Genomic DNA, 22,378 nt, shown 5'->3' with positions numbered 1-22,378 from the left:
GGCTTGCCTAGAGTGAGAACCCATCCTAGTCTAGCGGTAGCGTTTTCGTCCGGACGACGATCGAGCAGTGTTAAGACAAGGGACCTCATGAAGCCAAAAAGGACTCTCGCAACCCCTCGGTTGTTGGGCATCGTCTGGCCTTTTATCGCCGTCGTGTTATTTCAGGCATTGTTGGGAGGCGTCAGTCTTTACGTTCTTTCGGCGGTTCGCGGTTACGTCGGCGGGGAAAGCCTGTGGTCCAAGGGCCAGAAAGACGCCATCTATTACCTCAATCTCTACGCCGACAGTCGCGACGAAACGATTTTTCTCAAATACCAGAACGCGATTGCGGTGCCTCAGGGTGGCCATGAATTGCGTCTGGCGCTGGACCATCAGCCACCGAATATCGAGGCAGCGCGAATCGCGATCCTCAAGGGCGGCAACCACCCGGACGACGTCTCCAGTTTGATTTGGCTGTACCTCAATTTCCGGAATTTCAGTTACCTGGAAAAAGCCATCGAGCTGTGGACGGTCGGTGACGCGTACCTGGTGCGACTCGATGACGTCGCGCGGGAGATGCATCAGCGTATTGCCGATAGCCAGGTCACCGATGCCGACGTCAAACGCTGGAGAGAGCAGATTTTTGCCATCAACGATGGCGTGACGCCCGCCGCCAAAGCGTTCAGCGATGCCTTGGGCGAAGGCTCACGGGTGATTCTCCGGCTGCTGTTGGTGACAAACCTGGCCACTGCGTTGGGTTTGATTGTGTTAGCTCTGTTGCGTACGCATAAACTGCTCAAGCAGCGCCATGCCTTCGCCGATGCCTTGCAGTTGGAGAAAGACCGGGCACAGATCACTCTGCAATCGATTGGCGACGGGGTGATCACCACGGACGTCGAGGGCGCGATTGTCTATATGAATCCGGCCGCCGAGGCCTTGACTCACTGGAAGGCCGAACAGGCGGCGGGGTTGCCATTGGCGGCGCTGTTCAATCTGCTGGACGAGAGTGCTCAGGCCGAGGGTTTTACCTTGATCGAGCACATTTTGAGCGGTCAGCTCAGCGGTGGCAGCGAGCATTCAAAACTGATCCAGCGTCTGGATGGCAGCACGGTTTCGGTCACTCTTGTCGGCGCGCCGATCCGCAATACGGGCAGGGTCAGTGGCACTGTGCTGGTGCTGCATGACATGACCCAGGAGCGGCAATACATCGCCAATCTGTCGTGGCAGGCGACTCATGATGCTCTGACCGGATTGGCCAACCGCCGCGAGTTCGAATATCGGCTGGAGCAGGCCCTGCATAACCTGACGCGCCAGGCGGGGCGTCACGCCTTGATGTTTCTCGACCTGGATCAATTCAAACTGGTCAACGACACCTGCGGTCATGCGGCGGGCGATGAGTTGTTGCGGCATATATGTGCGTTGTTGCAATCAGGTTTGCGCGAAGGTGACACCCTGGCCCGGCTAGGGGGTGACGAGTTTGGCGTTCTGTTGGAAAACTGCGCGCCGCAAGCGGCCGAGAAAATCGCCGAAGGCCTGCGCCAGACCGTGCAGAACCTGCATTTTGTCTGGAAAGGCCGGCCGTTCGTGACCACCGTGAGCATTGGCCTGGTGCATGTGGTCCAGAGTCCGGCCACCCTTGAAGCTTCATTGCGTGCCGCTGACATGGCCTGTTATATGGCCAAGGAAAAGGGCCGCAACCGGGTTCAGGTCTATCACGCCGACGACTCGGAGCTGTCCTTGCGGTTTGGCGAAATGGCCTGGGTGCAGCGCCTGCACGTGGCGCTGGAAGAAGACCGCTTCTGCCTGTACGCCCAGGAAATCGCGCCTCTTGGCCCTGGTGAGCATGGCGGCGGGCATATCGAAATACTGCTGCGCCTGCATGACGAAGCGGGACGCATGATTCTGCCGGACAGTTTCATTCCGGCCGCCGAGCGTTACGGTTTGATGACATCGATTGATCGTTGGGTGGTGGAGAACGTTTTCAAAGTCATTGCCCAGTGCGTCGCCGAAGAGCGCGAAGGGCCGTTGGCCATGTGTGCGATAAATCTGTCAGGTATTACTATCGGAGATGAGGCGTTTCTGGACTTCCTTCGTGAACAGTTTGTTGCATATTCAATTCCACCTGAAATGATTTGTTTTGAAATTACAGAAACCAGCGCGATTGCAAATCTGGCTAGCGCAACTAAATTTATCAATGAACTCAAAGGTTTAGGTTGTCATTTTTCGCTAGATGACTTTTGTGCCGGTATGTCCTCATTCGCTTACTTGAAACATTTACCTGTAGACTTCCTGAAGATCGACGGGAGTTTCGTAAAGGATATGCTGGACGACCCGATTAACCGCGCCATGGTCGAAGTGATCAATCACATCGGTCATGTCATGGGTAAGCGCACGATTGCAGAGTTCGTTGAAACACCTCAGATCGAGCAGGCATTGCTGGAGATCGGAGTGGATTACGCTCAAGGGTATGTGATTGAACGCCCGCATCTGTTTACCTGGGATAGTTTGCAAAGTCGTCCTGCCAGGCCCCGATCCTTGTTGTTCAAGGCGCCGGGCACGTTCCGTTGAAATCTCTTGTTGATCTTAAAATCACAATCAAAAGGAGCGCGACAGTGATCGATACATTCAACAGAACCGGACCACTCATGGAAGCTGCAAGTTATCCCGCCTGGGCTCAGCAACTGATCCAGGATTGCAGCGAGAGCAAGCGCCGGGTTGTCGGACACGAACTGTATCAACGCATGCGAGATAACAGACTCAGTGCAAAAACCATGCGTCAGTACCTTATTGGTGGCTGGCCGGTGGTCGAACAGTTCGCTTTATATATGGCACAGAACCTGACCAAGACCCGTTTTGCGCGCCACCCTGGCGAAGACATGGCGCGTCGCTGGCTGATGCGCAACATTCGCGTCGAATTGAACCATGCCGACTACTGGGTCCACTGGAGTCGTGCCCACGGTATCAGCCTGGAAGATCTGCAAGCGCAACACGTGGCACCAGAGCTTCACGCTTTGAGCCATTGGTGCTGGCACACCAGTTCGTCGGACTCGCTGATCGTGGCCATCGCCGCCACCAACTATGCCATCGAGGGGGCGACCGGGGAGTGGTCGGCCCTGGTTTGCTCCAATGGCGTCTATGCGGCCTCGTTCCCCGAGGAAGATCGCAAGCGGGCCATGAAGTGGTTGAAGATGCATGCCCAGTATGACGATGCCCATCCATGGGAAGCGTTGGAAATCATCTGCACCTTGGCGGGCATGAACCCGAGCAAAGCACTGCAAGTGGAATTGCGCCAGGCTGTCTGCAAAAGTTACGACTACATGTATCTGTTCCTGGAACGTTGCATGCAGTTGGAATTGGCAGTGAAAACCCCGGTAGCCCGTGAGCGGATGGCGTTGGCTGAAAGCTGATCCCCTGAAAACAACACAAACCAAATGTGGGAGCGGGCTTGCTCGCGAAGAGGGCTTAACATTCAACAGAGATGCTGAATGTAAGACCGCTTTCGCGAGCAAGCCCGCTCCCACATTGGTTATACAGCGGTGCTGAAATATCAGCCTGCCATTGCCAACCGGTTACGCCCCTCGCGCTTGGCCACATACAACGCACTGTCGGCCCGTCGCAACAGACTCTCGGCAGACTCGCCGGGAAGCAGCGTCGAGCAACCGATGCTGACCGTCAGCTCGATCATCTTGCCCTCGGCCTCATAGTCCTGAGCCTGCGCCGCAAACCGCAGTCGCTCACCGATCATGGCTGCAGCTTCCCGATTGGTGTTGGACAGCAGAATCAGGAATTCTTCGCCACCAAAGCGGAACACCATGTCGACGTTGCGCAACTGATTTTTGATCGAGGCTGCGACGGCCTTCAGCACTTCATCGCCGGCGCTGTGCCCGTAGGTGTCGTTGATTTGTTTGAAATGATCGATGTCCAGCATCAGCAGCGATAAAGGCTGCGAGTGTCGCCGCGACATCTCGATTTCCCGTTCCAGCGTCTGATCCATGGCGATGCGGTTGCCGGTATCGGTCAGCGGATCACGCAATGCACTTTGGGTCGCCGCTCGGTAGAGCAGGGCGTTTCGCATGGGGAAGAGCAGGGTCGACAACAGTGACTCCAGGTTGCCCTGTTCCTGTTCGCTGAAACGCTGATTGCGACGGAACACCAGCTCACCCAATTGCTCGCCTTCATGGCTGAGGCTGTAGCTGATTGAATGATGACCCCGTGCACCGAATTGCAGGCGCAAGTCGCTGGGCTGATGTTCGTAACTCAAGGCATCCAGCGGCACCAGGCGCTGAATTTCACGGAAGAAAAGTCCGAGAATGCGTTGCGGCTCAAGACTGGTTTGCAGTTGCAGGCCCAGCGCTTGGCGCAACTGCGCAAGACTGACGGGCCGCTCCAGGAGGGGAGGCTGCTGACCAAAGCCCAGGCGTTGCAATTTGGCACTGTCGAAGTCAATTGCGTTGGTCTGGGAAGGTGATTTCATATGGCGTGAGCCCCTAAGCAGTAAGGCTGTCTTACAGGCTGGGTGAGAGCGGCTTTGGGCTGCGCGTCATACTGGTCCATCAGTCCCGTAGGACATTTGGCACGAGTTTAGTCCGCTTTGCCGAAGATTAGTAACCTCTCGGCTCAAGCTCCGCCTCGTCTGCTTTCACACGGCGTGTCTGAGCAAAGTTAGAGCGAAAGTCATGCCATTCGGTTCAGTCGAATAAAAAGCTTTAAAAATCAAAATGCTGGAAGGTTGTGCGCGGGGATTTGCGCAGCGCGGTGACATTTATTTGACTTGAAGCAGGGGTAGTTACCACCGGGTTTGAATGCCGCGGCGGGAAGCCGTCGCGGCAGAAAAGCGACGCACGGACACTACTGAGCGTTGAATGCCTGACCATTGATGCCGGTGCTGTCCGGACCCATGAGGTAAAGGTAGACCGGCATGATCTCCTCGGGTGTCGGATTGTTCAGAGGATTTTCACCGGGGTAGGCCTGAGCGCGCATGCTGGTGCGGGTGGCGCCGGGGTTGATGCTGTTGGAGCGCACCGGTGCCACGGTGTCTACTTCGTCGGCCAGGGTTTGCATCAGGCCTTCGGTGGCGAACTTGGAAACGCCGTAAGCGCCCCAATACGCACGACCCTTGCGACCGACGCTGCTGGAGGTGAACACCACTGAGGCGTCCTGAGACAGCTTGAGCAGTGGCAGCAGGGTGCTGGTGAGCATGAACATGGCGTTGACGTTGACGTGCATGACGCGCATGAAATTCTCGCCGGACAACTGCTCGATCGGGGTGCGTGGACCGATGATCGATGCGTTGTGCAGCAAGCCGTCGAGGTGGCCGAACTCGGTCTCGATCATGGCTGCCAGTTCATCGTATTGATGAGGCAGTGCGGTTTCCAGGTTGAACGGAATCACGGCCGGTTGTGGATGCCCGGCCGCTTCGATTTCGTCATAGACCTGAGTCAGGTTGGCCTCGGTCTTGCCCAGCAACAGCACGGTGGCGCCGTGGGCGGCGTAGGTTTTTGCAGCGGCAGCACCGATGCCACGGCCAGCGCCGGTGACCAGGATGACCCGGTCCTTGAGCAAGTCAGGGCGGGCGGAATAATCAAACATAAAAAACCTCACAACAATTCAACAGGCAGGCATCGTACTTGTGGCGAGGGAGCTTGCTCCCGCTCGGCTGCGAAGCAGTCGTAAAACCTGCAAATGCGGTGTGCCTGAAAGAATGCGTTCATAGATAGAGGGGGCCGCTTCGCAGCCCAGCGGGAGCAAGCTCCCTCGCCACAAAAGCCTCTGTGTTCAGCAACTGCACAAAGCGTTATCCAGCACCTCGAGCAACGCCAGCGGATGATCGATCACTACGTCCGCGCCCCAGTGCTTAGGGTTATCGTCCGGGTGAATATAGCCGTAGGTCACCGCGCAGGTTTTGGTACCAGCATCGCGGCCGGACTCGATGTCCCGCAGGTCATCGCCGACAAACAGCACGCTGGCCGGGTCCAGGTCGAGCATCTTGCACGCCAGGATCAACGGCTCCGGATCCGGTTTGCTGTTCTTCACATGATCGGGGCAAATCAGCACTTTCGAACGGTCGGCCAGGCCCAGTTGCTGCATGATCGGCTCGGCGAAACGCACCGGTTTGTTGGTGACCACGCCCCAGATCAGGTTGGCCTTTTCGATTTTTTCCAGCACCTGGGCCATGCCGTCGAACAGATGGCTGTGGACCGCGCAACCCTTGAGGTAGCGGTCGAGGAATTCCTGACGCAGTTCCTCGAACCCCGGCGATTCCGGGTCCATGGAAAAGTTTGCGGCGACCATCGCCTTGGCGCCGCCGGAAATTTCATCGCGAATGTGTTGAGTGTTGATTGGCGGCAAACCACGATCAGCGCGCATCGCCTGGCAGATGGCGATGAAATCCGGCGCAGTGTCGAGCAGGGTGCCGTCCATGTCGAAAAGGACCGCTCTGATACGCATCGGCTTACTCCTCGCGCAGGGTCTGGATCATGTAATTGACGTCCACATCGGCCGCCAGTTTGTAATGCTTGGTCAACGGATTGTAGGTCAGGCCGATGATGTCCTTGACGGTCAGGCCGGCCATGCGGCTCCAGGCGCCAAGCTCGGAGGGGCGGATGAACTTCTTGAAGTCGTGGGTGCCGCGCGGCAGCAACTTCATGATGTATTCGGCGCCGACGATGGCGAACAGATAGGCCTTCGGGTTGCGGTTGATGGTGGAGAAGAACACCTGGCCGCCCGGTTTGACCATCTTGAAACAGGCGCGGATCACCGACGACGGGTCCGGCACGTGTTCGAGCATTTCCAGGCAGGTGACCACGTCGAATTGCTCAGGCATTTCTTCAGCCAGCGCTTCGGCGGTGATCTGCCGGTACTCGACGCTCACGCCGGATTCCAGTTGGTGCAGCTGAGCGACGGCCAGCGGCGCTTCGCCCATGTCGATGCCCATTACGGTCGCGCCGCGTTGAGCCATGGCTTCGCTGAGGATGCCGCCGCCGCAACCGACGTCGAGGACTTTCTTACCGGCCAGATGGACCCGCTCATCGATCCAGTTGACCCGTAGCGGGTTGATGTCGTGCAGCGGTTTGAACTCGCTTTCGCGGTCCCACCAGCGATGGGCCAGGGCTTCAAATTTGGCGATTTCGGCGTAGTCGACGTTGCTCATGGTGTCAGTCCTCTAAAACTTGAAAAATCCTGTTGCCCCGGTTTTGGTCCAGGGTGCTTACAATTCGGTGCTTACGATTCGGTATGGCCGCTGATGCGCTGGCCCCAGGCCTTGGCGGTGGCGCACAGCTGCGCCTCATCCAGGCGGGTCAGGCGGCGGTCGTCGAGCAGTTGCTTGCCGGCGACCCAAAGGTGTTTCACGCAGTCGCGGCCAGTGGCATAGATCAGTTGCGAAACCGGGTCGTAGACCGGTTGCTGCGCCAGGCCCGACAGGTCGAACGCGACGATGTCCGCCGCTTTACCGACTTCCAGCGAACCCGTTTCAGCTTCGATGCCCAGCGCGCGAGCGCCATTGAGCGTGGCCATGCGCAGGGCGCGATGGGCGTCCAGCGCCGTGGCCGACCCGGCGACGGCCTTGGCCAGCAACGCAGCGGTGCGGGTTTCGCCGAGCAGGTCGAGGTCATTATTGCTGGCCGAGCCATCGGTGCCGACCGCCACATTGACCCCGGCCCGCCACAAACGCTCGATCGGGCAGAAACCGCTGGCCAGTTTCAGGTTCGACTCCGGGCAATGAATCACATGGGTGTTACTTTCTACCAGCAGCATCAGGTCTTCATCGCTGATCTGGGTCATGTGAACGGCCTGCAGGCGCGGCCCGAGCAGGCCCAGGCGACCGAGGCGGGCCAACGGGCGTTCGCCGCACTGCTCGACCGACTGCTGCACTTCGAAAGCAGTTTCGTGGACGTGCATATGAATCGAGGCGTCCAGTTCTTCGGCGATCACCCGGATTTTTTCCAGGGTTTCGTCGCCCACGGTGTAGGGTGCATGGGGCCCAAAGGTGACTTTGATCCGCTCGTGATGCTTGAGATCACCGAATAATTCAACGCCCTGACGAATGGCTTCATCCGCCGTGGCGGCGCCTGGAATCGGGAAATCGAGGATCGGAATGGCGATCTGGGCGCGAATGCCGCTGTTATGTACGCGTTCGCTGGCAACCTTCGGGAAGAAATACATGTCGGAGAAACAGGTGATGCCGCCTTTGATCTGCTCGGCGATGGCCAGGTCGGTGCCGTCGCGTACGAACGCCTCGTCTACCCATTTGGCTTCAGCGGGCCAAATGTGCTTTTCCAGCCAGGTCATCAGCGGCAGATCGTCGGCCAGGCCGCGGAACAGCGTCATTGCCGCATGCCCGTGAGCATTGATCAGGCCGGGGCTGAGCAGAATGTCCGGCAATTCGCGGACTTCGGTTGCGTTAAACTTCAAGGCTGCTGCGCGCGGGCCGATAAATACGATACGACCGTCGCGGATGCCCAAGGCATGCTCTTTAAGGACCACGCCAGCCGGTTCGACAGGTACCAGCCAGGTCGGCAGCAATAACAGGTCGAGCGCAGCGGTGGGGGTCGGCATCGAAAGTCGGTTCCAGTGCTTTTGTAAAGGATGGCGAAGTATACCCGAGCGTCTTCGCGGGGGGCTCGCTATAATCGGCGGTTTTTGTTCATGAGTGCGGGGTATGGGGATGCGCGATCGACTGTTGGCTGCGGAGAAGGTGAAGGCCATCGATTGGCGTGATGGCGCCCTGTATCTGCTGGATCAGCGTATTTTGCCATTCGAGGAAACCTGGATCGCCTACACCAGCGCCGCGGGCGTGGCTGAGGCCATTCGCTCAATGGTGGTGCGCGGCGCGCCGGCCATTGGCATCAGTGCGGCGTATGCCATGGTGCTGTCGGCCCGCGCCCGCATTGCCGAGGGCGGTGACTGGCAGGCCGCGTGGGAAGAGGATTACGCGTTACTGGCCGATTCCCGTCCAACAGCGGTTAATCTGTTCTGGGCTTTGAGTCGCATGCGCGACCGCCTGGACCGCCTCAAGGAAGACACAGACCCTCTGGCGGCGCTGGAGGCCGAAGCCATCGCCATCCATGAAAGTGATCGCGAAGCCAACCTGACCATGGCTCAGTTGGGCGTGGACTTGATCCGCAAGCATCAGGGCAACGCCCAGGCGATCCTCACGCACTGCAACACCGGCGCACTGGCCACCGGCGGCTTCGGCACGGCGCTGGGGGTGATTCGCGGGGCGTTCATCGAAGGCATGGTCGAGCGCGTCTACGCCGACGAAACCCGCCCATGGCTGCAGGGTTCGCGATTGACCGCATGGGAATTGGCCAATGAAGGCATTCCGGTGACCCTCAATGTCGATTCCGCCGCCGCGCACATCATGAAAACCAAGGGTGTGACCTGGGTGATCGTCGGTGCTGACCGGATCACCGCCAATGGTGATGTGGCGAACAAGATCGGCACCTACCAACTGGCGGTCAACGCCATGCACCACGGCGTGCGCTTCATGGTAGTGGCGCCGAGTTCGACCATCGACATGAACCTGGCCAGTGGCGATGAGATTCCCATCGAAGAGCGCGATGGTCGCGAGTTGCTGGAAGTCGGTGGCAAGCGGCTCGGGGCGGATGTCGATGCATTCAACCCGGTGTTCGATGTGACCCCGGCTGACCTGATTGATGTAATCGTCACCGAAAAAGGCATCGTCGAACGGCCGGATACGGCGAAAATGGCGCAGTTGATGTGCCGTAAGCGTCTGCATTAAAGGTATCTGGCGCCTGATAAATCGCCTTCGCGAGCAAGCCCGCTCCCACATTGGGCCGAGTCGATCGCAGAATTTGTATGCGACACCGGTCCAGTGTGGGAGCGGGCTTGCTCGCGAAGAGGCCCTGACAGTCAACAAATATCGCTGATCAAGCCCCTGATTCTTCTTTCAACACGGCTCTAAGCCCCTCTCGTCCCTTTCAAGCCTGTCACCGGTCAACTAACTATGCTCCATGCGCATCTGGGGGATAGGTGCGTGGCGGCTCTTGTGATAACATCCGGCGGTTTCCAGGGTAGCCTGATGTGGCTGCCTTTACTGCGCAGATCCATGGCATAACTCGTTGATTTGTCGTAAGTCGGTGCACGGCACTCAGTCTGCATCGGCGAGCTTCGTTCGTCCCATATGGATGTGACGAAGTTTCACCAGAAAAAGGAATCAGGCTTCTCATGGGCGAACTGGCCAAAGAAATCCTCCCGGTCAATATCGAAGACGAGCTGAAGCAGTCCTACCTCGACTACGCGATGAGCGTGATTGTCGGGCGGGCACTGCCGGATGCGCGCGATGGCTTGAAGCCCGTGCACCGGCGTGTGCTGTTCGCGATGAGCGAGCTGGGCAACGACTTCAACAAGCCGTACAAGAAATCTGCCCGTGTTGTCGGTGACGTGATCGGTAAGTATCACCCTCACGGTGATACCGCGGTGTACGACACCATCGTTCGGATGGCGCAGCCATTTTCGCTGCGTTACCTGCTGGTAGACGGTCAGGGCAACTTCGGTTCGGTGGACGGCGACAACGCCGCGGCCATGCGATACACCGAAGTGCGCATGACCAAGCTGGCGCACGAGCTGCTCGCTGACCTGCACAAAGAAACCGTGGACTGGGTGCCGAACTACGACGGCACCGAAATGATCCCGGCGGTCATGCCGACCCGTATTCCCAACCTGCTGGTCAACGGCTCCAGCGGTATCGCCGTGGGCATGGCGACCAACATCCCGCCACACAACCTCGGTGAAGTCATCGACGGTTGCCTGGCACTCATCGACAACCCGGAACTGACCGTCGATGAGCTGATGCAATACATTCCCGGTCCGGACTTCCCGACCGCCGCGATCATCAACGGTCGCGCCGGCATCATCGAAGCCTACCGCACCGGTCGCGGGCGCATTTACATGCGTGCCCGCTCGATGATCGAAGACATCGACAAGGTCGGTGGTCGTCAGCAGATCGTCATCACCGAACTCCCTTACCAGTTGAACAAGGCGCGTCTGATCGAGAAGATCGCCGAACTGGTCAAAGAGAAGAAGCTCGAAGGCATCACCGAACTGCGCGACGAGTCCGACAAGGACGGTATGCGCGTTGTGATCGAACTGCGTCGCGGTGAAGTGCCTGAGGTGATCCTCAACAACCTCTACGCCCAGACCCAGCTGCAAGCGGTGTTCGGTATCAACATCGTCGCGCTGATCGACGGCCGTCCGCGGATCCTGAACCTCAAGGACCTGCTGGAAGCGTTCGTTCGTCACCGTCGTGAAGTGGTTACCCGCCGTACCGTGTTCGAACTGCGTAAAGCGCGCGAACGTGGTCACATTCTGGAAGGTCAAGCGGTTGCCCTGTCGAACATCGACCCGGTCATCGCCCTGATCAAGGCCTCGCCAACGCCGTCGGAAGCCAAGGAAGCGCTGATCAGCACTGCCTGGGAATCTTCCGCTGTAGTTGCGATGGTCGAACGTGCCGGCGCCGATTCTTGCCGTCCAGAGACCCTGGATCCGCAATACGGTCTGCGCGACGGCAAGTACTTCCTGTCGCCGGAACAGGCGCAAGCCATTCTGGAGCTGCGCCTGCACCGTCTGACCGGTCTGGAACACGAAAAGCTGCTGGCCGAGTATCAAGAGATCCTCAACCAGATCGGCGAGCTGATCCGCATCCTCAGCAGCGCCACGCGCCTGATGGAAGTGATCCGCGAAGAGCTGGAAGTGATCCGCGCCGAGTACGGCGATGTGCGTCGCACCGAGATTCTCGATGCCCGTCTCGACCTGACCCTGGGCGACATGATCCCGGAAGAAGAGCGCGTCGTGACCATTTCCCACGGTGGCTACGCCAAGACCCAGCCATTGGCTGCGTACCAGGCTCAGCGTCGTGGCGGTAAAGGCAAATCGGCCACCGGCGTCAAGGATGAGGACTACATCGCTCACCTGTTGGTCGCCAACAGCCACACCACGCTGCTGCTGTTCTCCAGCAAAGGCAAAGTGTACTGGCTGAAAACCTACGAAATCCCGGAAGCGTCCCGCGCTGCCCGTGGTCGTCCGCTGGTCAACCTGCTGCCGCTGGACAGTGATGAATACATCACCACCATGCTGCCGGTCGAGGAATACACCGAAGGTCACTTCATCTTCATGGCCACTGCCAAAGGCACCGTGAAGAAGACCCCGCTGGAATCCTTCAGCCGTCAACGCAGCGTCGGCCTGATCGCGCTGGAGCTGGACGAAGGCGACGTACTGATCTCTGCCGCTATTACCGATGGCGAGCGTGAAGTCATGCTGTTCTCCGACGGCGGCAAGGTGACTCGCTTCAAGGAAACCGACGTTCGCGCCATGGGCCGTACCGCTCGCGGTGTCCGCGGTATGCGTCTGCCGGAAGGCCAGAAGCTGATTTCCATGCTGATCCCGGAAGAAGGCAGCCAGATCCTCACCGCTTCGGCGCGTGGTTTCGGCAAGCGCACCGCGATCACCGAGTTCCCTGAGTACAAGCGTGGCGGTCAGGGCGTTATCGCCATGGTCAGCAACGAGCGTAACGGCCGTCTGGTCGGCGCAGTCCAGGTGCTCGACGGCGAGGAAATCATGCTGATTTCCGACCAGGGTACTTTGGTTCGTACCCGTGTCGACGAAGTCTCCAGCCTGGGTCGTAACACCCAGGGCGTAACCTTGATCAAGCTGGCCAGCGATGAAACGCTGGTGGGCCTGGAGCGGGTTCAAGAGCCGTCGGAAGTCGAAGGCGAAGAGCTGGAAGGCGAAGGGCTTGAAGGTGAAGAGGGTGCAGTGTTCGACGGTGAAGTCGTGATCGACGACGTTGCCGAAGACCAGCAACTCGACGCCGCCGCTGACGAAGAGCCGCAAGAGTAAGCGGGCAAGCAGGGGGTGGATGAAGATTCGCCCCCTTGTTGTTTGTTCTGTTTGAAAATTTGCGACACTGCACAGGATCGTTCCCACGCTCTGCGTGGGAATGCCGCTCGGGACGCTCCGCGTCCCATGACGCAGAGCGTCATTGGATGCATTCCCACGCAAAGCGTGGGAACGATCATCCGCAGACCGAAAGATTTAAGTGACCACCAAATCAGAGCGAGATTGGATGTGAGCAAGAGAGCCTATAACTTCTGTGCCGGTCCTGCGGCGCTTCCCGAAGCTGTCCTGAAGCGCGCCCAGGGTGAACTCCTTGATTGGCACGGCAAGGGTCTGTCGGTCATGGAAATGAGCCATCGCAGCGATGAGTTCGTGTCCATTGCCACCAAGGCCGAGCAGGATCTGCGTGATCTGCTGAATATCCCCTCGAACTATAAAGTGCTGTTCCTGCAAGGTGGCGCGAGCCAGCAATTTGCTCAGATTCCTCTGAACCTGTTGCCGGAAAGCGGCACCGCCGACTATATCGACACCGGTATCTGGTCGCAGAAAGCTATCGAAGAAGCCTCGCGCTACGGCCACGTCAACGTTGCCGCCACCGCCAAGCCTTACGACTATTTCGCTATCCCCGGCCAGAACGAATGGAAGCTGTCCAAAGACGCGGCCTACGTTCACTACGCACCGAACGAAACCATTGGCGGCCTGGAATTCCAATGGATCCCGGAAACCGGCGATGTGCCGCTGGTCGCCGACATGTCCTCGGACATTCTCTCGCGTCCGGTGGATGTTTCGCGCTTCGGCATGATCTACGCCGGCGCGCAGAAAAACATCGGCCCGAGCGGCATTGTCGTGAACATCGTGCGCGAAGACCTGCTCGGTCACGCCCGTTCCATTTGCCCGACCATGCTCAACTACAAGGTCGCGGCCGATAACGGCTCGATGTACAACACCCCGCCAACCCTGGCCTGGTACTTGTCCGGCCTGGTGTTCGAGTGGCTGAAAGAGCAGGGTGGCGTCGAAGCCATCGGCAAGCTCAATGAAGTCAAGCAGCGCACGCTGTATGACTTCATCGACGCCAGCGGCTTGTACAGCAACCCGATCAACAAGTCGGACCGCTCGTGGATGAACGTGCCGTTCCGTCTGGCCGACGATCGTCTCGACAAGCCGTTCCTGGCCGGTGCCGACGAACGTGGCCTGTTGAACCTCAAAGGCCACCGTTCCGTGGGCGGCATGCGTGCCTCCATCTATAACGCCGTCGATATCGTTGCGGTCAACGCACTGGTTTCGTACATGGCAGAGTTCGAGAAGGAACACGGCTAATGTCTGAGCAAGAACTCAAGGCACTGCGCCTGCGCATTGATGCTCTGGACGAAAAAGTCCTGGAGCTGATCAGTGAGCGCGCACGTTGCGCCCAGGAAGTTGCGCGAGTAAAGATGGCCTCGCTGGCCGAAGGCGAAGTGCCGGTGTTCTATCGTCCTGAGCGTGAAGCCCAGGTGCTCAAGCGTGTGATGGAGCGTAACCAGGGGCCGCTGGGCAACGAAGAGATGGCGCGGCTGTTCCGCGAAATCATGTCCTCGTGCCTGGCCCTCGAGCAGCCGCTGAAAGTGGCTTACCTCGGCCCTGAAGGCACCTTCACCCAAGCCGCAGCCATGAAGCACTTCGGTCACGCCGTGATCAGCAAGCCGATGGCGGCGATCGACGAAGTGTTCCGTGAAGTCGCGGCCGGTGCGGTGAACTTTGGCGTGGTCCCGGTGGAAAACTCCACCGAGGGCGCGGTCAACCACACCCTCGACAGCTTCCTCGAACACGACATGGTGATTTGTGGCGAAGTTGAGCTGCGGATTCACCATCACCTGTTGGTGGGTGAAAACACCAAGACCGACAGCATCAGCCGCATCTATTCCCACGCCCAGTCCCTGGCCCAGTGCCGCAAGTGGCTGGACGCCCATTACCCGAATGTCGAGCGCGTGGCGGTTTCGAGCAACGCCGAAGCGGCCAAGCGGGTCAAGGGTGAGTGGAACTCGGCGGCGATCGCTGGCGACATGGCCGCCAGTCTGTACGGGTTGACTCGTCTGGCCGAAAAAATCGAGGATCGTCCGGACAACTCCACGCGATTCCTGATGATCGGCAGCCAGGAAGTACCGCCGACCGGCGACGACAAGACCTCGATCATCGTGTCCATGAGCAACAAACCCGGCGCGCTCCATGAGTTGCTGGTGCCGTTCCATGACAACGGCATCGACCTGACGCGCATCGAGACTCGTCCGTCGCGCAGCGGTAAATGGACCTACGTGTTCTTCATCGACTTCGTCGGCCACCACCGCGACCCACTGGTCAAAGGTGTACTGGAAAAGATCAGTCAGGAAGCAGTAGCACTCAAAGTGCTGGGTTCCTACCCGAAAGCAGTTCTCTAAGGGCGGTAGCAAATGAGTGGCAACTTCCTCGCTCTGGCACAGCCGGGCGTGCAACAACTTTCGCCTTACGTTCCGGGCAAGCCCGTGGACGAACTGGCCCGTGAGCTGAACCTCGATCCGGCCAATATCGTCAAACTGGCAAGCAACGAAAACCCGTTGGGCGCCAGTCCCAAGGCATTGGCAGCGATCCGCGAAGCGCTGACCGAGCTGACCCGCTATCCGGACGGCAACGGTTTTGCGCTCAAGACCCTGCTGGCCGATCAGTGCCGCGTCGAGCTCAACCAGGTAACGCTGGGCAATGGCTCCAACGACATTCTGGAGCTGGTGGCACGTGCCTATCTGGCGCCAGGCCTGAACGCGGTGTTCAGCGCCCATGCGTTTGCGGTCTATCCGATCGTCACCCAGGCCGTCGGTGCCCAGGCAAAAGTGATCCCGGCCAAAGACTGGGGGCATGATCTGTCGGCCATGCTCGCCGCGATCGATGCCGATACTCGTGTGGTGTTCATCGCCAACCCGAACAACCCGACCGGGACCTGGTTCGACGCCCAGGCGCTGGATGATTTCCTGCAGGACGTGCCGGCCCATGTGCTGGTGGTGCTGGACGAGGCCTACATCGAGTACGCCGAAGGCAGCGACTTGCCGGACGGCCTGGATTATCTGGCGGCCTACCCGAACCTGCTGGTCTCGCGCACCTTCTCCAAAGCTTATGGTCTGGCGTCGCTGCGGGTCGGTTACGGCTTGTCCTCGGCCATCGTCGCCGATGTGCTGAACCGCGTGCGTCAGCCGTTCAACGTCAACAGCCTCGCGCTGGCCGCCGCTTGTGCGGCTCTGCAAGACGTCGAGTACCTGGCCGAAAGCCGCCGCCTGAACGAGTCCGGCATGCAGCAGCTGCAAGCGGGTTTCCGCGAGCTGGGGTTGAGCTGGATTCCATCCAAAGGCAACTTCATCTGTGTCGATCTGGGTCGCGTAGCGGCGCCAGTGTTCGAGGGGTTGCTGCGTGAAGGGGTGATCGTGCGTCCGGTGGCCAATTACGGCATGCCGAACCACCTGCGTATCACCATCGGTTTGCCGGCAGAAAACAGCCGCTTCCTCGAGGCGCTGACCAAGGTTATGGCTCGTGGTTGATGTCACTGCACTGCAATCTGCGCAACCTATGATCGGTCGCCTGGTGGTGGTTGGTCTGGGCTTGATCGGCGGTTCGTTTGCCAAAGGCCTGCGTGAAAGCGGTCTGTGTCGCGAAGTGGTCGGGGTCGATCTCGACCCGCAGTCGCGCAAGCTGGCGGTCGAGTTAGGCGTGGTGGATCGCTGCGAAGAAGACCTGGCGGCGGCTTGCCAAGGCGCTGACGTGATTCAGCTGGCGGTGCCGATCCTGGCCATGGAGAAACTGCTCGCGCTGTTGGCGGGCATGGACCTGGGGCAAGCGATTCTGACCGACGTCGGCAGCGCCAAGGGCAATGTGGTGCGCGCGGCGACCGAGGCGTTTGGCGGCATGCCGACGCGCTTCGTGCCGGGGCATCCGATCGCCGGTTCCGAGCAGAGCGGGGTGGAAGCCTCCAATGCCGAACTGTTCCGTCGTCATAAAGTGATTCTGACGCCGCTGGATCAGACCGATCCGGCCGCGCTGGCAGTGGTTGACCGGTTGTGGCGCGAATTGGGCGCCGACGTCGAGCACATGCAGGTCGAGCGTCATGACGAAGTGCTGGCGGCGACCAGCCATCTGCCGCACTTGCTGGCGTTCGGTTTGGTCGATTCGTTGGCCAAACGCAATGAAAATCTTGAGATCTTCCGTTACGCTGCGGGCGGTTTCCGCGATTTCACAAGAATCGCCGGAAGCGACCCGGTCATGTGGCACGACATCTTCCTCGCCAACCGCGAAGCTGTCCTGCGCACACTCGATACATTTCGCAGCGACCTCGACGCCTTGCGCGACGCGGTCGATGCAGGGGATGGGCACCAATTATTGGGCGTGTTCACGCGCGCCCGGGTTGCCCGCGAGCATTTCAGTAAAATCCTGGCCCGCCGGGCCTATGTGGACGCTATGAATTCCAACGATCTGATTTTCCTGGCACAACCTGGTGGCCGCCTGACTGGGCGGATTCGTGTACCGGGCGACAAATCGATTTCCCACCGTTCGATCATGCTCGGTTCCCTGGCCGAAGGCGTCACCGAAGTGGAAGGTTTCCTCGAGGGCGAAGACGCTCTGGCGACCTTGCAGGCTTTCCGCGACATGGGTGTCGTCATCGAAGGTCCGCACCACGGTCGTGTGACCATCCACGGCGTCGGCCTGCATGGCCTGAAGCCTGCGCCGGGCCCGATCTATCTGGGCAACTCCGGTACCTCGATGCGTCTGCTGTCTGGCCTTTTGGCTGCGCAGAACTTCGATAGCACCCTGACCGGCGATGCTTCTCTGTCCAAGCGTCCGATGAATCGCGTGGCCAATCCGCTGCGTGAAATGGGCGCCGTGATCGAGACCGCTGCTGAAGGTCGTCCACCGATGACCATTCGTGGCGGCAACAAGCTCAAGGGTCTGACTTACACCATGCCGATGGCCAGCGCCCAGGTGAAATCCTGCCTGTTGCTTGCGGGTCTGTACGCTGAAGGCAAGACCACCGTCACCGAGCCGGCACCGACTCGCGATCACACCGAGCGCATGCTGCGCGGCTTCGGCTACCCGGTCACCGTCAATGGCGCGACCGCATCGGTCGAGTCCGGCCACAAGCTGACCGCGACCCACATTGAAGTGCCGGGCGACATCTCGTCGTCGGCGTTCTTCCTTGTGGCCGCGTCGATTGCCGAAGGTTCGGAACTGGTGCTCGAGCACGTCGGCATCAACCCGACCCGTACCGGCGTGATCGACATCCTGCGCCTGATGGGTGCGGACATCACCCTGGAAAACCAGCGTGAAGTGGGCGGCGAGCCGGTAGCGGATCTGCGCGTACGGGCAGCTAAACTCAAAGGTATCGAGATCCCCGAGGCGCTGGTTCCACTGGCCATCGACGAGTTCCCGGTGCTGTTCGTGGCCGCTGCCTGTGCCGAAGGGCGCACCGTGCTGCGCGGCGCCGAAGAGCTGCGCGTGAAGGAGTCGGACCGGATCCAGGTCATGGCGGATGGTTTGCTGGCGCTGGGTGTCAAGTGCGAGCCGACCCCGGACGGCCTCATCATCGACGGCGGCCAGATCGGCGGCGGCGAAGTGCATGGTCACGGCGATCACCGGATTGCCATGGCCTTCAGCGTGGCTTCGTTGCGCGCCACTGCACCGATCCGCATCCATGACTGCGCCAACGTCGCGACCTCGTTCCCGAACTTCCTCGCGCTGTGCGCGCAGGTCGGTATCCGTGTTGCGCAAGAGGCTCAGTCGTGATCAGCATCGCACCGGTTATAACCATTGATGGGCCTAGCGGCTCTGGCAAGGGGACTGTTGCCGGCATGCTGGCCAAGCGCCTGGGCTGGAACCTGCTGGATTCCGGTGCGCTGTATCGATTGCTGGCGTTCGCGGCGCATAACCATGGCGTCGACCTGACGAATGAGGAATTGCTCAAAAAGCTCGCCGCTCATCTGGATGTGCAATTCATCGCGGCGACCGACGGTCAGCTGCAGCGCATTATTCTGGAAGGCGACGAAGTCAGCGATGTCATCCGTACCGAAAGTATCGGCTCGGGTGCCTCGCAGGTCGCTGCGCTGCCCGCCGTTCGTGAAGCGCTGCTGCAGCGCCAGCGGGCCTTTCAGGAGTCGCCGGGTCTGGTGGCCGATGGTCGCGACATGGGTACGGTGGTTTTTCCGGACGCGCCGCTGAAGATTTTCCTCACTGCCAGTGCCGAGGAGCGTGCGCGCCGTCGATACTTGCAGTTGAAGGGCAAAGTCGATGGTGTTAGTCTGTCGAGTCTGCTAGATGAGATACGTGCACGCGATGAGCGTGACACCCAGCGAGCGGTAGCCCCGCTCAAACCGGCGGCTGACGCCATCCAGCTGGATTCCACGGAATTATCCATCGATCAGGTGCTGGAACGCATCATGAGCGAGATCGCCATTCGCGATATCGCCGGGTGACCAAGAGGGCCGCAGGGGACCAGTCATAGTCCTGCGGTGGCTTCTTTTAAATGAAACTAACCCACACCGTCTGGGGTGTGGAGATGGGCGTATTCTTCGCCCTTATCAACAGGAATTAAAATGAGCGAAAGCTTTGCGGAACTCTTTGAAGAAAGCCTAAAAACCCTGAACCTTCAGGCAGGCTCCATCATCACCGGTGTTATCGTTGATATCGATTACCAGGCTCGCTGGGTAACCGTTCACGCTGGCCTGAAGTCTGAAGCACTCATCCCGCTTGAGCAGTTCTACAACGATGCTGGCGAGCTGAACATCAACGTCGGTGACGAAGTTCACGTTGCTCTGGACTCGGTTGAAGACGGCTTCGGTGAAACCAAGCTGTCCCGTGAAAAAGCCAAGCGCGCTGAATGCTGGATTGTTCTGGAAGCAGCCTTCGCAGCCGAAGAAGTGGTCAAGGGCGTTATCAACGGTAAGGTTAAAGGCGGCTTCACTGTCGACGTTAACGGCATCCGTGCGTTCCTGCCAGGTTCTCTGGTTGACGTCCGTCCAGTGCGCGACACCACGCACCTGGAAGGCAAAGAGCTGGAATTCAAGGTCATCAAACTCGACCAGAAACGCAACAACGTTGTCGTTTCCCGTCGCAGCGTCCTCGAAGCCGAGAACTCCGCCGAGCGTGAAGCTCTGCTGGAATCCCTGCAGGAAGGCCAACAAGTCAAAGGTATCGTCAAGAACCTCACCGATTACGGCGCATTCGTCGATCTGGGTGGCGTCGATGGCCTGCTGCACATTACCGACATGGCTTGGAAGCGTATCAAGCATCCTTCCGAAATCGTCAACGTTGGCGACGAGATCGATGTCAAGGTTCTGAAGTACGATCGCGAACGCAATCGTGTTTCCCTGGGCCTCAAGCAACTGGGCGAAGATCCATGGGTTGCTATCAAAGCCCGTTACCCAGAAAGCACTCGCGTTACCGCTCGTGTAACCAACCTGACCGACTACGGCTGCTTCGCTGAGCTGGAAGAAGGCGTTGAAGGCCTGGTGCACGTTTCCGAAATGGACTGGACCAACAAGAACATCCACCCTTCGAAAGTCGTACAAGTCGGCGACGAAGTGGAAGTTATGGTTCTGGACATCGACGAAGAGCGTCGTCGTATCTCCCTCGGCATCAAGCAGTGCAAATCTAACCCATGGGAAGATTTCTCTGGCCAGTTCAACAAGGGCGATAAAATCTCCGGCACCATCAAGTCGATCACCGATTTCGGTATCTTCATTGGTCTGGACGGCGGCATCGACGGTCTGGTTCACCTGTCCGACATCTCCTGGAACGAAGTGGGCGAAGAAGCCGTTCGCCGCTTCAAGAAGGGCGACGAGCTGGACACCGTTATCCTGTCGGTTGACCCAGAGCGCGAGCGCATCTCCCTGGGTATCAAGCAACTGGAAAGCGATCCGTTCTCCGAGTACGTTCAAGAGAACGACAAAGGCGCCATCGTTAAAGGCATCGTGAAAGAAGTTGACGCTAAAGGCGCCATCATCACTCTGGCCGACGATATCGAAGCGACTCTGAAAGCCTCCGAAATCAGCCGTGACCGCGTTGAAGACGCGCGTAACGTTCTGAAAGAAGGCCAGGAAGTAGAAGCCAAGATCATCAGCGTTGACCGCAAGAGCCGCGTAATCCAGCTCTCCATCAAGTCGAAAGACGATGCTGAAGAGAAAGAAGCAATCCAGAGCTTGAAAGACAAGCCTGCTGCTGACATCGCTGCTGGTCCTACCACTCTGGGCGACCTGTTGCGTGCACAAATGGAAAAGCAGAACTAAGTTCTGACAGACCATAAAAAGGGCGGCTTCGGTCGCCCTTTTTTGTGTCTGCGATTTGGTGAATCCCAAGGAGGGCTGACACCACCGCTTTTCTTTCGTGAAACCAATGATCTACACAAGTTGTCTGTAACTTCATACAGGTCAATCATCTATTCGAGGCTAGGCTTAGCCTGAAGTGAACGACCGCTGGGCATTGCGCCCGGCATAAGGAAGCGAATGAACAAGCTCATTGTCGTGATAGCAGTACTGACATTAGCGGGCTGTACCACAAGCGCCAAGACTCATGCGGTACGCGGAGTCAGTGGCATAGAGATCGATTGTTCCGGGTTGGGCTCCGGATGGGAAAAGTGCCACAAGCGAGCTGCAAAGGAATGCAAGGGCGCAGGTTATAAAGTCGTCGTCAGGTCCGATGATGCCAAGGAAGAGGATGTATTCCCTTTCGGCTTCAATCCCGCGGGTTATCTGACGCGCACCATGCTGGTTATCTGTAGATGAATGCCGGGTTGGAGCAATGTTCCGATGTTCTGCAATCGGGCGCCTCATTACGAGGAAAGATATGTCAAAACTCAGGCTGTTCAAATTTCTCCGGGCATGCTAAAACCTTTGAAGCGCTTTTCCTAGCTGCTTGAAAAAGAAGGGAAAAATATGACGAAGTCGGAGTTGATCGAACGAATTGTCACCCATCAAGGGCTGCTCTCATCCAAGGATGTGGAGCTGGCCATCAAGACCATGCTTGAGCAAATGTCCCAATGTCTGGCCACCGGTGATCGAATCGAGATCCGTGGGTTTGGCAGCTTCTCCTTGCACTATCGCGCACCGCGCGTAGGCCGCAATCCGAAAACCGGTCAGTCCGTCAGCCTCGACGGCAAGTTCGTTCCGCATTTCAAGCCAGGCAAAGAACTGCGCGATCGCGTGAACGAGGAAGAGGAGGAGGGGCTTTGACAGCTGCTGCACTTCAAGGAACCGCTGATGCGTAACCTCAAGCGCGTACTTCTCGCTATATTTGTCCTGTTGCTCGTTCTCGCGATCCTGGCGTTCGTACTTGAGAACCAGCAAAGCGTGTCACTGCTGTTCCTGGGCTGGGCGAGCCCGCAGTTGCCAGTATCGCTGGTCATGGTGATTGCGCTGCTGATTGGCATGGTGATCGGGCCGATTCTCGGCTGGTTTCTGGGGCGTACGTCCAGGGCTTCACGCAAGCGCCTTGTCTGATCGCGACAAACCCGTTACACGCGTCGAATTTGCGTCATGGCTTGTCCATATCCATTAGTAAAACC

The 22,378-nt window shown here is 58.7% G+C and carries 18 protein-coding genes; 13 read left to right on the top strand and 5 right to left on the bottom strand.

All coding sequences use genetic code 11. The annotated features are described in order from the left end of the window. Positions 1-87: 87 nt before the first annotated feature. Together AC1RQB_RS06200 and AC1RQB_RS06195 are read left to right on the top strand one after the other, a co-directional pair. Complete coding sequence (locus AC1RQB_RS06200; RefSeq protein ID WP_063341141.1) at positions 88-2,547, top strand: EAL domain-containing protein; 2,460 nt, start codon at positions 88-90, stop codon at positions 2,545-2,547. Between the two features lie 77 nt (positions 2,548-2,624). Then, positions 2,625-3,386, top strand: a complete 762-nt coding sequence (locus AC1RQB_RS06195; RefSeq protein ID WP_219734651.1) for an iron-containing redox enzyme family protein — start codon at positions 2,625-2,627, stop codon at positions 3,384-3,386. 140 nt (positions 3,387-3,526) lie between these two features. Here AC1RQB_RS06195 and AC1RQB_RS06190 read toward each other — a convergent pair whose 3' ends face one another. The 5 genes from AC1RQB_RS06190 to AC1RQB_RS06170 all read right to left on the bottom strand — a co-directional run bounded on the left by AC1RQB_RS06190 (position 3,527) and on the right by AC1RQB_RS06170 (position 8,535). Then, entirely contained in the window at positions 3,527-4,453 is a 927-nt protein-coding gene (locus AC1RQB_RS06190; RefSeq protein ID WP_063341139.1) for a GGDEF domain-containing protein, read from the bottom strand. 374 nt (positions 4,454-4,827) lie between these two features. Next, positions 4,828-5,568: a YciK family oxidoreductase gene (locus AC1RQB_RS06185; protein WP_063341138.1), complete on the bottom strand. Its 741-nt coding sequence runs from the start codon at positions 5,566-5,568 to the stop codon at positions 4,828-4,830. Between the two features lie 186 nt (positions 5,569-5,754). After that, the gene (gene mupP, locus AC1RQB_RS06180; RefSeq protein WP_063341137.1) at positions 5,755-6,426 is read right to left on the bottom strand and encodes an N-acetylmuramic acid 6-phosphate phosphatase MupP; all 672 of its coding nucleotides are present in this window, start codon (positions 6,424-6,426) and stop codon (positions 5,755-5,757) included. A gap of 4 nt (positions 6,427-6,430) precedes the next feature. Continuing rightward, a complete protein-coding gene (ubiG, locus tag AC1RQB_RS06175; RefSeq protein WP_007899720.1) occupies positions 6,431-7,129 on the bottom strand; it encodes a bifunctional 2-polyprenyl-6-hydroxyphenol methylase/3-demethylubiquinol 3-O-methyltransferase UbiG in 699 nt (232 codons plus the stop codon). Positions 7,130-7,200: 71 nt separating this feature from the next. After that, the gene (locus tag AC1RQB_RS06170; protein ID WP_063341136.1) at positions 7,201-8,535 is read right to left on the bottom strand and encodes a TRZ/ATZ family hydrolase; all 1,335 of its coding nucleotides are present in this window, start codon (positions 8,533-8,535) and stop codon (positions 7,201-7,203) included. A gap of 109 nt (positions 8,536-8,644) precedes the next feature. Here AC1RQB_RS06170 and mtnA point away from each other — a divergent pair, with 109 nt between their 5' ends. From mtnA to AC1RQB_RS06115, 11 genes are all read left to right on the top strand, one after another. After that, on the top strand, positions 8,645-9,721 hold the full coding sequence (mtnA, locus tag AC1RQB_RS06165; RefSeq protein WP_063343870.1) for an S-methyl-5-thioribose-1-phosphate isomerase: 1,077 nt from the start codon (positions 8,645-8,647) through the stop codon (positions 9,719-9,721). A gap of 446 nt (positions 9,722-10,167) precedes the next feature. Beyond that, positions 10,168-12,837 carry a DNA gyrase subunit A gene (gyrA, locus tag AC1RQB_RS06160; protein ID WP_008071610.1) on the top strand — a complete coding sequence of 890 codons (2,670 nt, stop codon included), beginning with the start codon at positions 10,168-10,170 and terminating at the stop codon, positions 12,835-12,837. A gap of 228 nt (positions 12,838-13,065) precedes the next feature. Further along, on the top strand, positions 13,066-14,151 hold the full coding sequence (gene serC / locus AC1RQB_RS06155) for a 3-phosphoserine/phosphohydroxythreonine transaminase (RefSeq protein ID WP_033036325.1): 1,086 nt from the start codon (positions 13,066-13,068) through the stop codon (positions 14,149-14,151). Further along, positions 14,151-15,245, top strand: coding sequence for a prephenate dehydratase (pheA, locus tag AC1RQB_RS06150; protein ID WP_008071613.1), 1,095 nt, complete (start codon positions 14,151-14,153; stop codon positions 15,243-15,245). Before serC ends, pheA begins: the two co-directional genes overlap by 1 nt. 12 nt (positions 15,246-15,257) lie before the next feature. Further along, a complete protein-coding gene (gene hisC / locus AC1RQB_RS06145; RefSeq protein ID WP_063341135.1) occupies positions 15,258-16,370 on the top strand; it encodes a histidinol-phosphate transaminase in 1,113 nt (370 codons plus the stop codon). Positions 16,371-16,398: 28 nt separating this feature from the next. Beyond that, positions 16,399-18,606, top strand: coding sequence for a bifunctional prephenate dehydrogenase/3-phosphoshikimate 1-carboxyvinyltransferase (locus AC1RQB_RS06140; RefSeq protein ID WP_008071615.1), 2,208 nt, complete (start codon positions 16,399-16,401; stop codon positions 18,604-18,606). Continuing rightward, positions 18,603-19,292 (top strand): (d)CMP kinase, encoded by a 690-nt coding sequence (cmk, locus tag AC1RQB_RS06135; protein ID WP_008071616.1) that lies wholly within the window; start codon positions 18,603-18,605, stop codon positions 19,290-19,292. The genes AC1RQB_RS06140 and cmk overlap by 4 nt, the downstream gene beginning before the upstream one ends. Positions 19,293-19,412: 120 nt before the next feature. Beyond that, positions 19,413-21,104 carry a 30S ribosomal protein S1 gene (rpsA, locus tag AC1RQB_RS06130; protein WP_018929851.1) on the top strand — a complete coding sequence of 564 codons (1,692 nt, stop codon included), beginning with the start codon at positions 19,413-19,415 and terminating at the stop codon, positions 21,102-21,104. Positions 21,105-21,320: 216 nt separating this feature from the next. Continuing rightward, positions 21,321-21,599 (top strand): hypothetical protein, encoded by a 279-nt coding sequence (locus AC1RQB_RS06125; RefSeq protein ID WP_008071618.1) that lies wholly within the window; start codon positions 21,321-21,323, stop codon positions 21,597-21,599. Positions 21,600-21,749: 150 nt separating this feature from the next. After that, positions 21,750-22,046: an integration host factor subunit beta gene (gene ihfB / locus AC1RQB_RS06120; protein WP_007899751.1), complete on the top strand. Its 297-nt coding sequence runs from the start codon at positions 21,750-21,752 to the stop codon at positions 22,044-22,046. 27 nt (positions 22,047-22,073) lie between these two features. Then, positions 22,074-22,313, top strand: coding sequence for a LapA family protein (locus AC1RQB_RS06115; RefSeq protein ID WP_063341134.1), 240 nt, complete (start codon positions 22,074-22,076; stop codon positions 22,311-22,313). The last annotated feature ends 65 nt before the right edge of the window (positions 22,314-22,378 follow it).

Source organism: Pseudomonas sp. GW822-FHT02E03, from assembly GCF_058802325.1.
Note: the sequence above shows the minus strand (reverse complement) of the source record. Positions and strands in the feature narration are given on the sequence as shown.

Excerpts from the sequence above, each read along its gene's own strand:
- AC1RQB_RS06170 (WP_063341136.1), bottom strand. The coding sequence starts at position 8,535 with ATGCCGACCCCCACCGCTGCGCTCGACCTGTTATTGCTGCCGACCTGG.
- AC1RQB_RS06195 (WP_219734651.1), top strand. The coding sequence starts at position 2,625 with ATGGAAGCTGCAAGTTATCCCGCCTGGGCTCAGCAACTGATCCAGGAT.
- mupP (WP_063341137.1), bottom strand. The coding sequence starts at position 6,426 with ATGCGTATCAGAGCGGTCCTTTTCGACATGGACGGCACCCTGCTCGAC.
- ihfB (WP_007899751.1), top strand. The coding sequence starts at position 21,750 with ATGACGAAGTCGGAGTTGATCGAACGAATTGTCACCCATCAAGGGCTG.
- ubiG (WP_007899720.1), bottom strand. The coding sequence starts at position 7,129 with ATGAGCAACGTCGACTACGCCGAAATCGCCAAATTTGAAGCCCTGGCC.
- hisC (WP_063341135.1), top strand. The coding sequence starts at position 15,258 with ATGAGTGGCAACTTCCTCGCTCTGGCACAGCCGGGCGTGCAACAACTT.
- pheA (WP_008071613.1), top strand. The coding sequence starts at position 14,151 with ATGTCTGAGCAAGAACTCAAGGCACTGCGCCTGCGCATTGATGCTCTG.
- AC1RQB_RS06140 (WP_008071615.1), top strand. The coding sequence starts at position 16,399 with ATGATCGGTCGCCTGGTGGTGGTTGGTCTGGGCTTGATCGGCGGTTCG.
- mtnA (WP_063343870.1), top strand. The coding sequence starts at position 8,645 with ATGCGCGATCGACTGTTGGCTGCGGAGAAGGTGAAGGCCATCGATTGG.
- rpsA (WP_018929851.1), top strand. The coding sequence starts at position 19,413 with ATGAGCGAAAGCTTTGCGGAACTCTTTGAAGAAAGCCTAAAAACCCTG.
- AC1RQB_RS06185 (WP_063341138.1), bottom strand. The coding sequence starts at position 5,568 with ATGTTTGATTATTCCGCCCGCCCTGACTTGCTCAAGGACCGGGTCATC.
- gyrA (WP_008071610.1), top strand. The coding sequence starts at position 10,168 with ATGGGCGAACTGGCCAAAGAAATCCTCCCGGTCAATATCGAAGACGAG.
- AC1RQB_RS06125 (WP_008071618.1), top strand. The coding sequence starts at position 21,321 with ATGAACAAGCTCATTGTCGTGATAGCAGTACTGACATTAGCGGGCTGT.
- AC1RQB_RS06115 (WP_063341134.1), top strand. The coding sequence starts at position 22,074 with ATGCGTAACCTCAAGCGCGTACTTCTCGCTATATTTGTCCTGTTGCTC.
- AC1RQB_RS06190 (WP_063341139.1), bottom strand. The coding sequence starts at position 4,453 with ATGAAATCACCTTCCCAGACCAACGCAATTGACTTCGACAGTGCCAAA.
- AC1RQB_RS06200 (WP_063341141.1), top strand. The coding sequence starts at position 88 with ATGAAGCCAAAAAGGACTCTCGCAACCCCTCGGTTGTTGGGCATCGTC.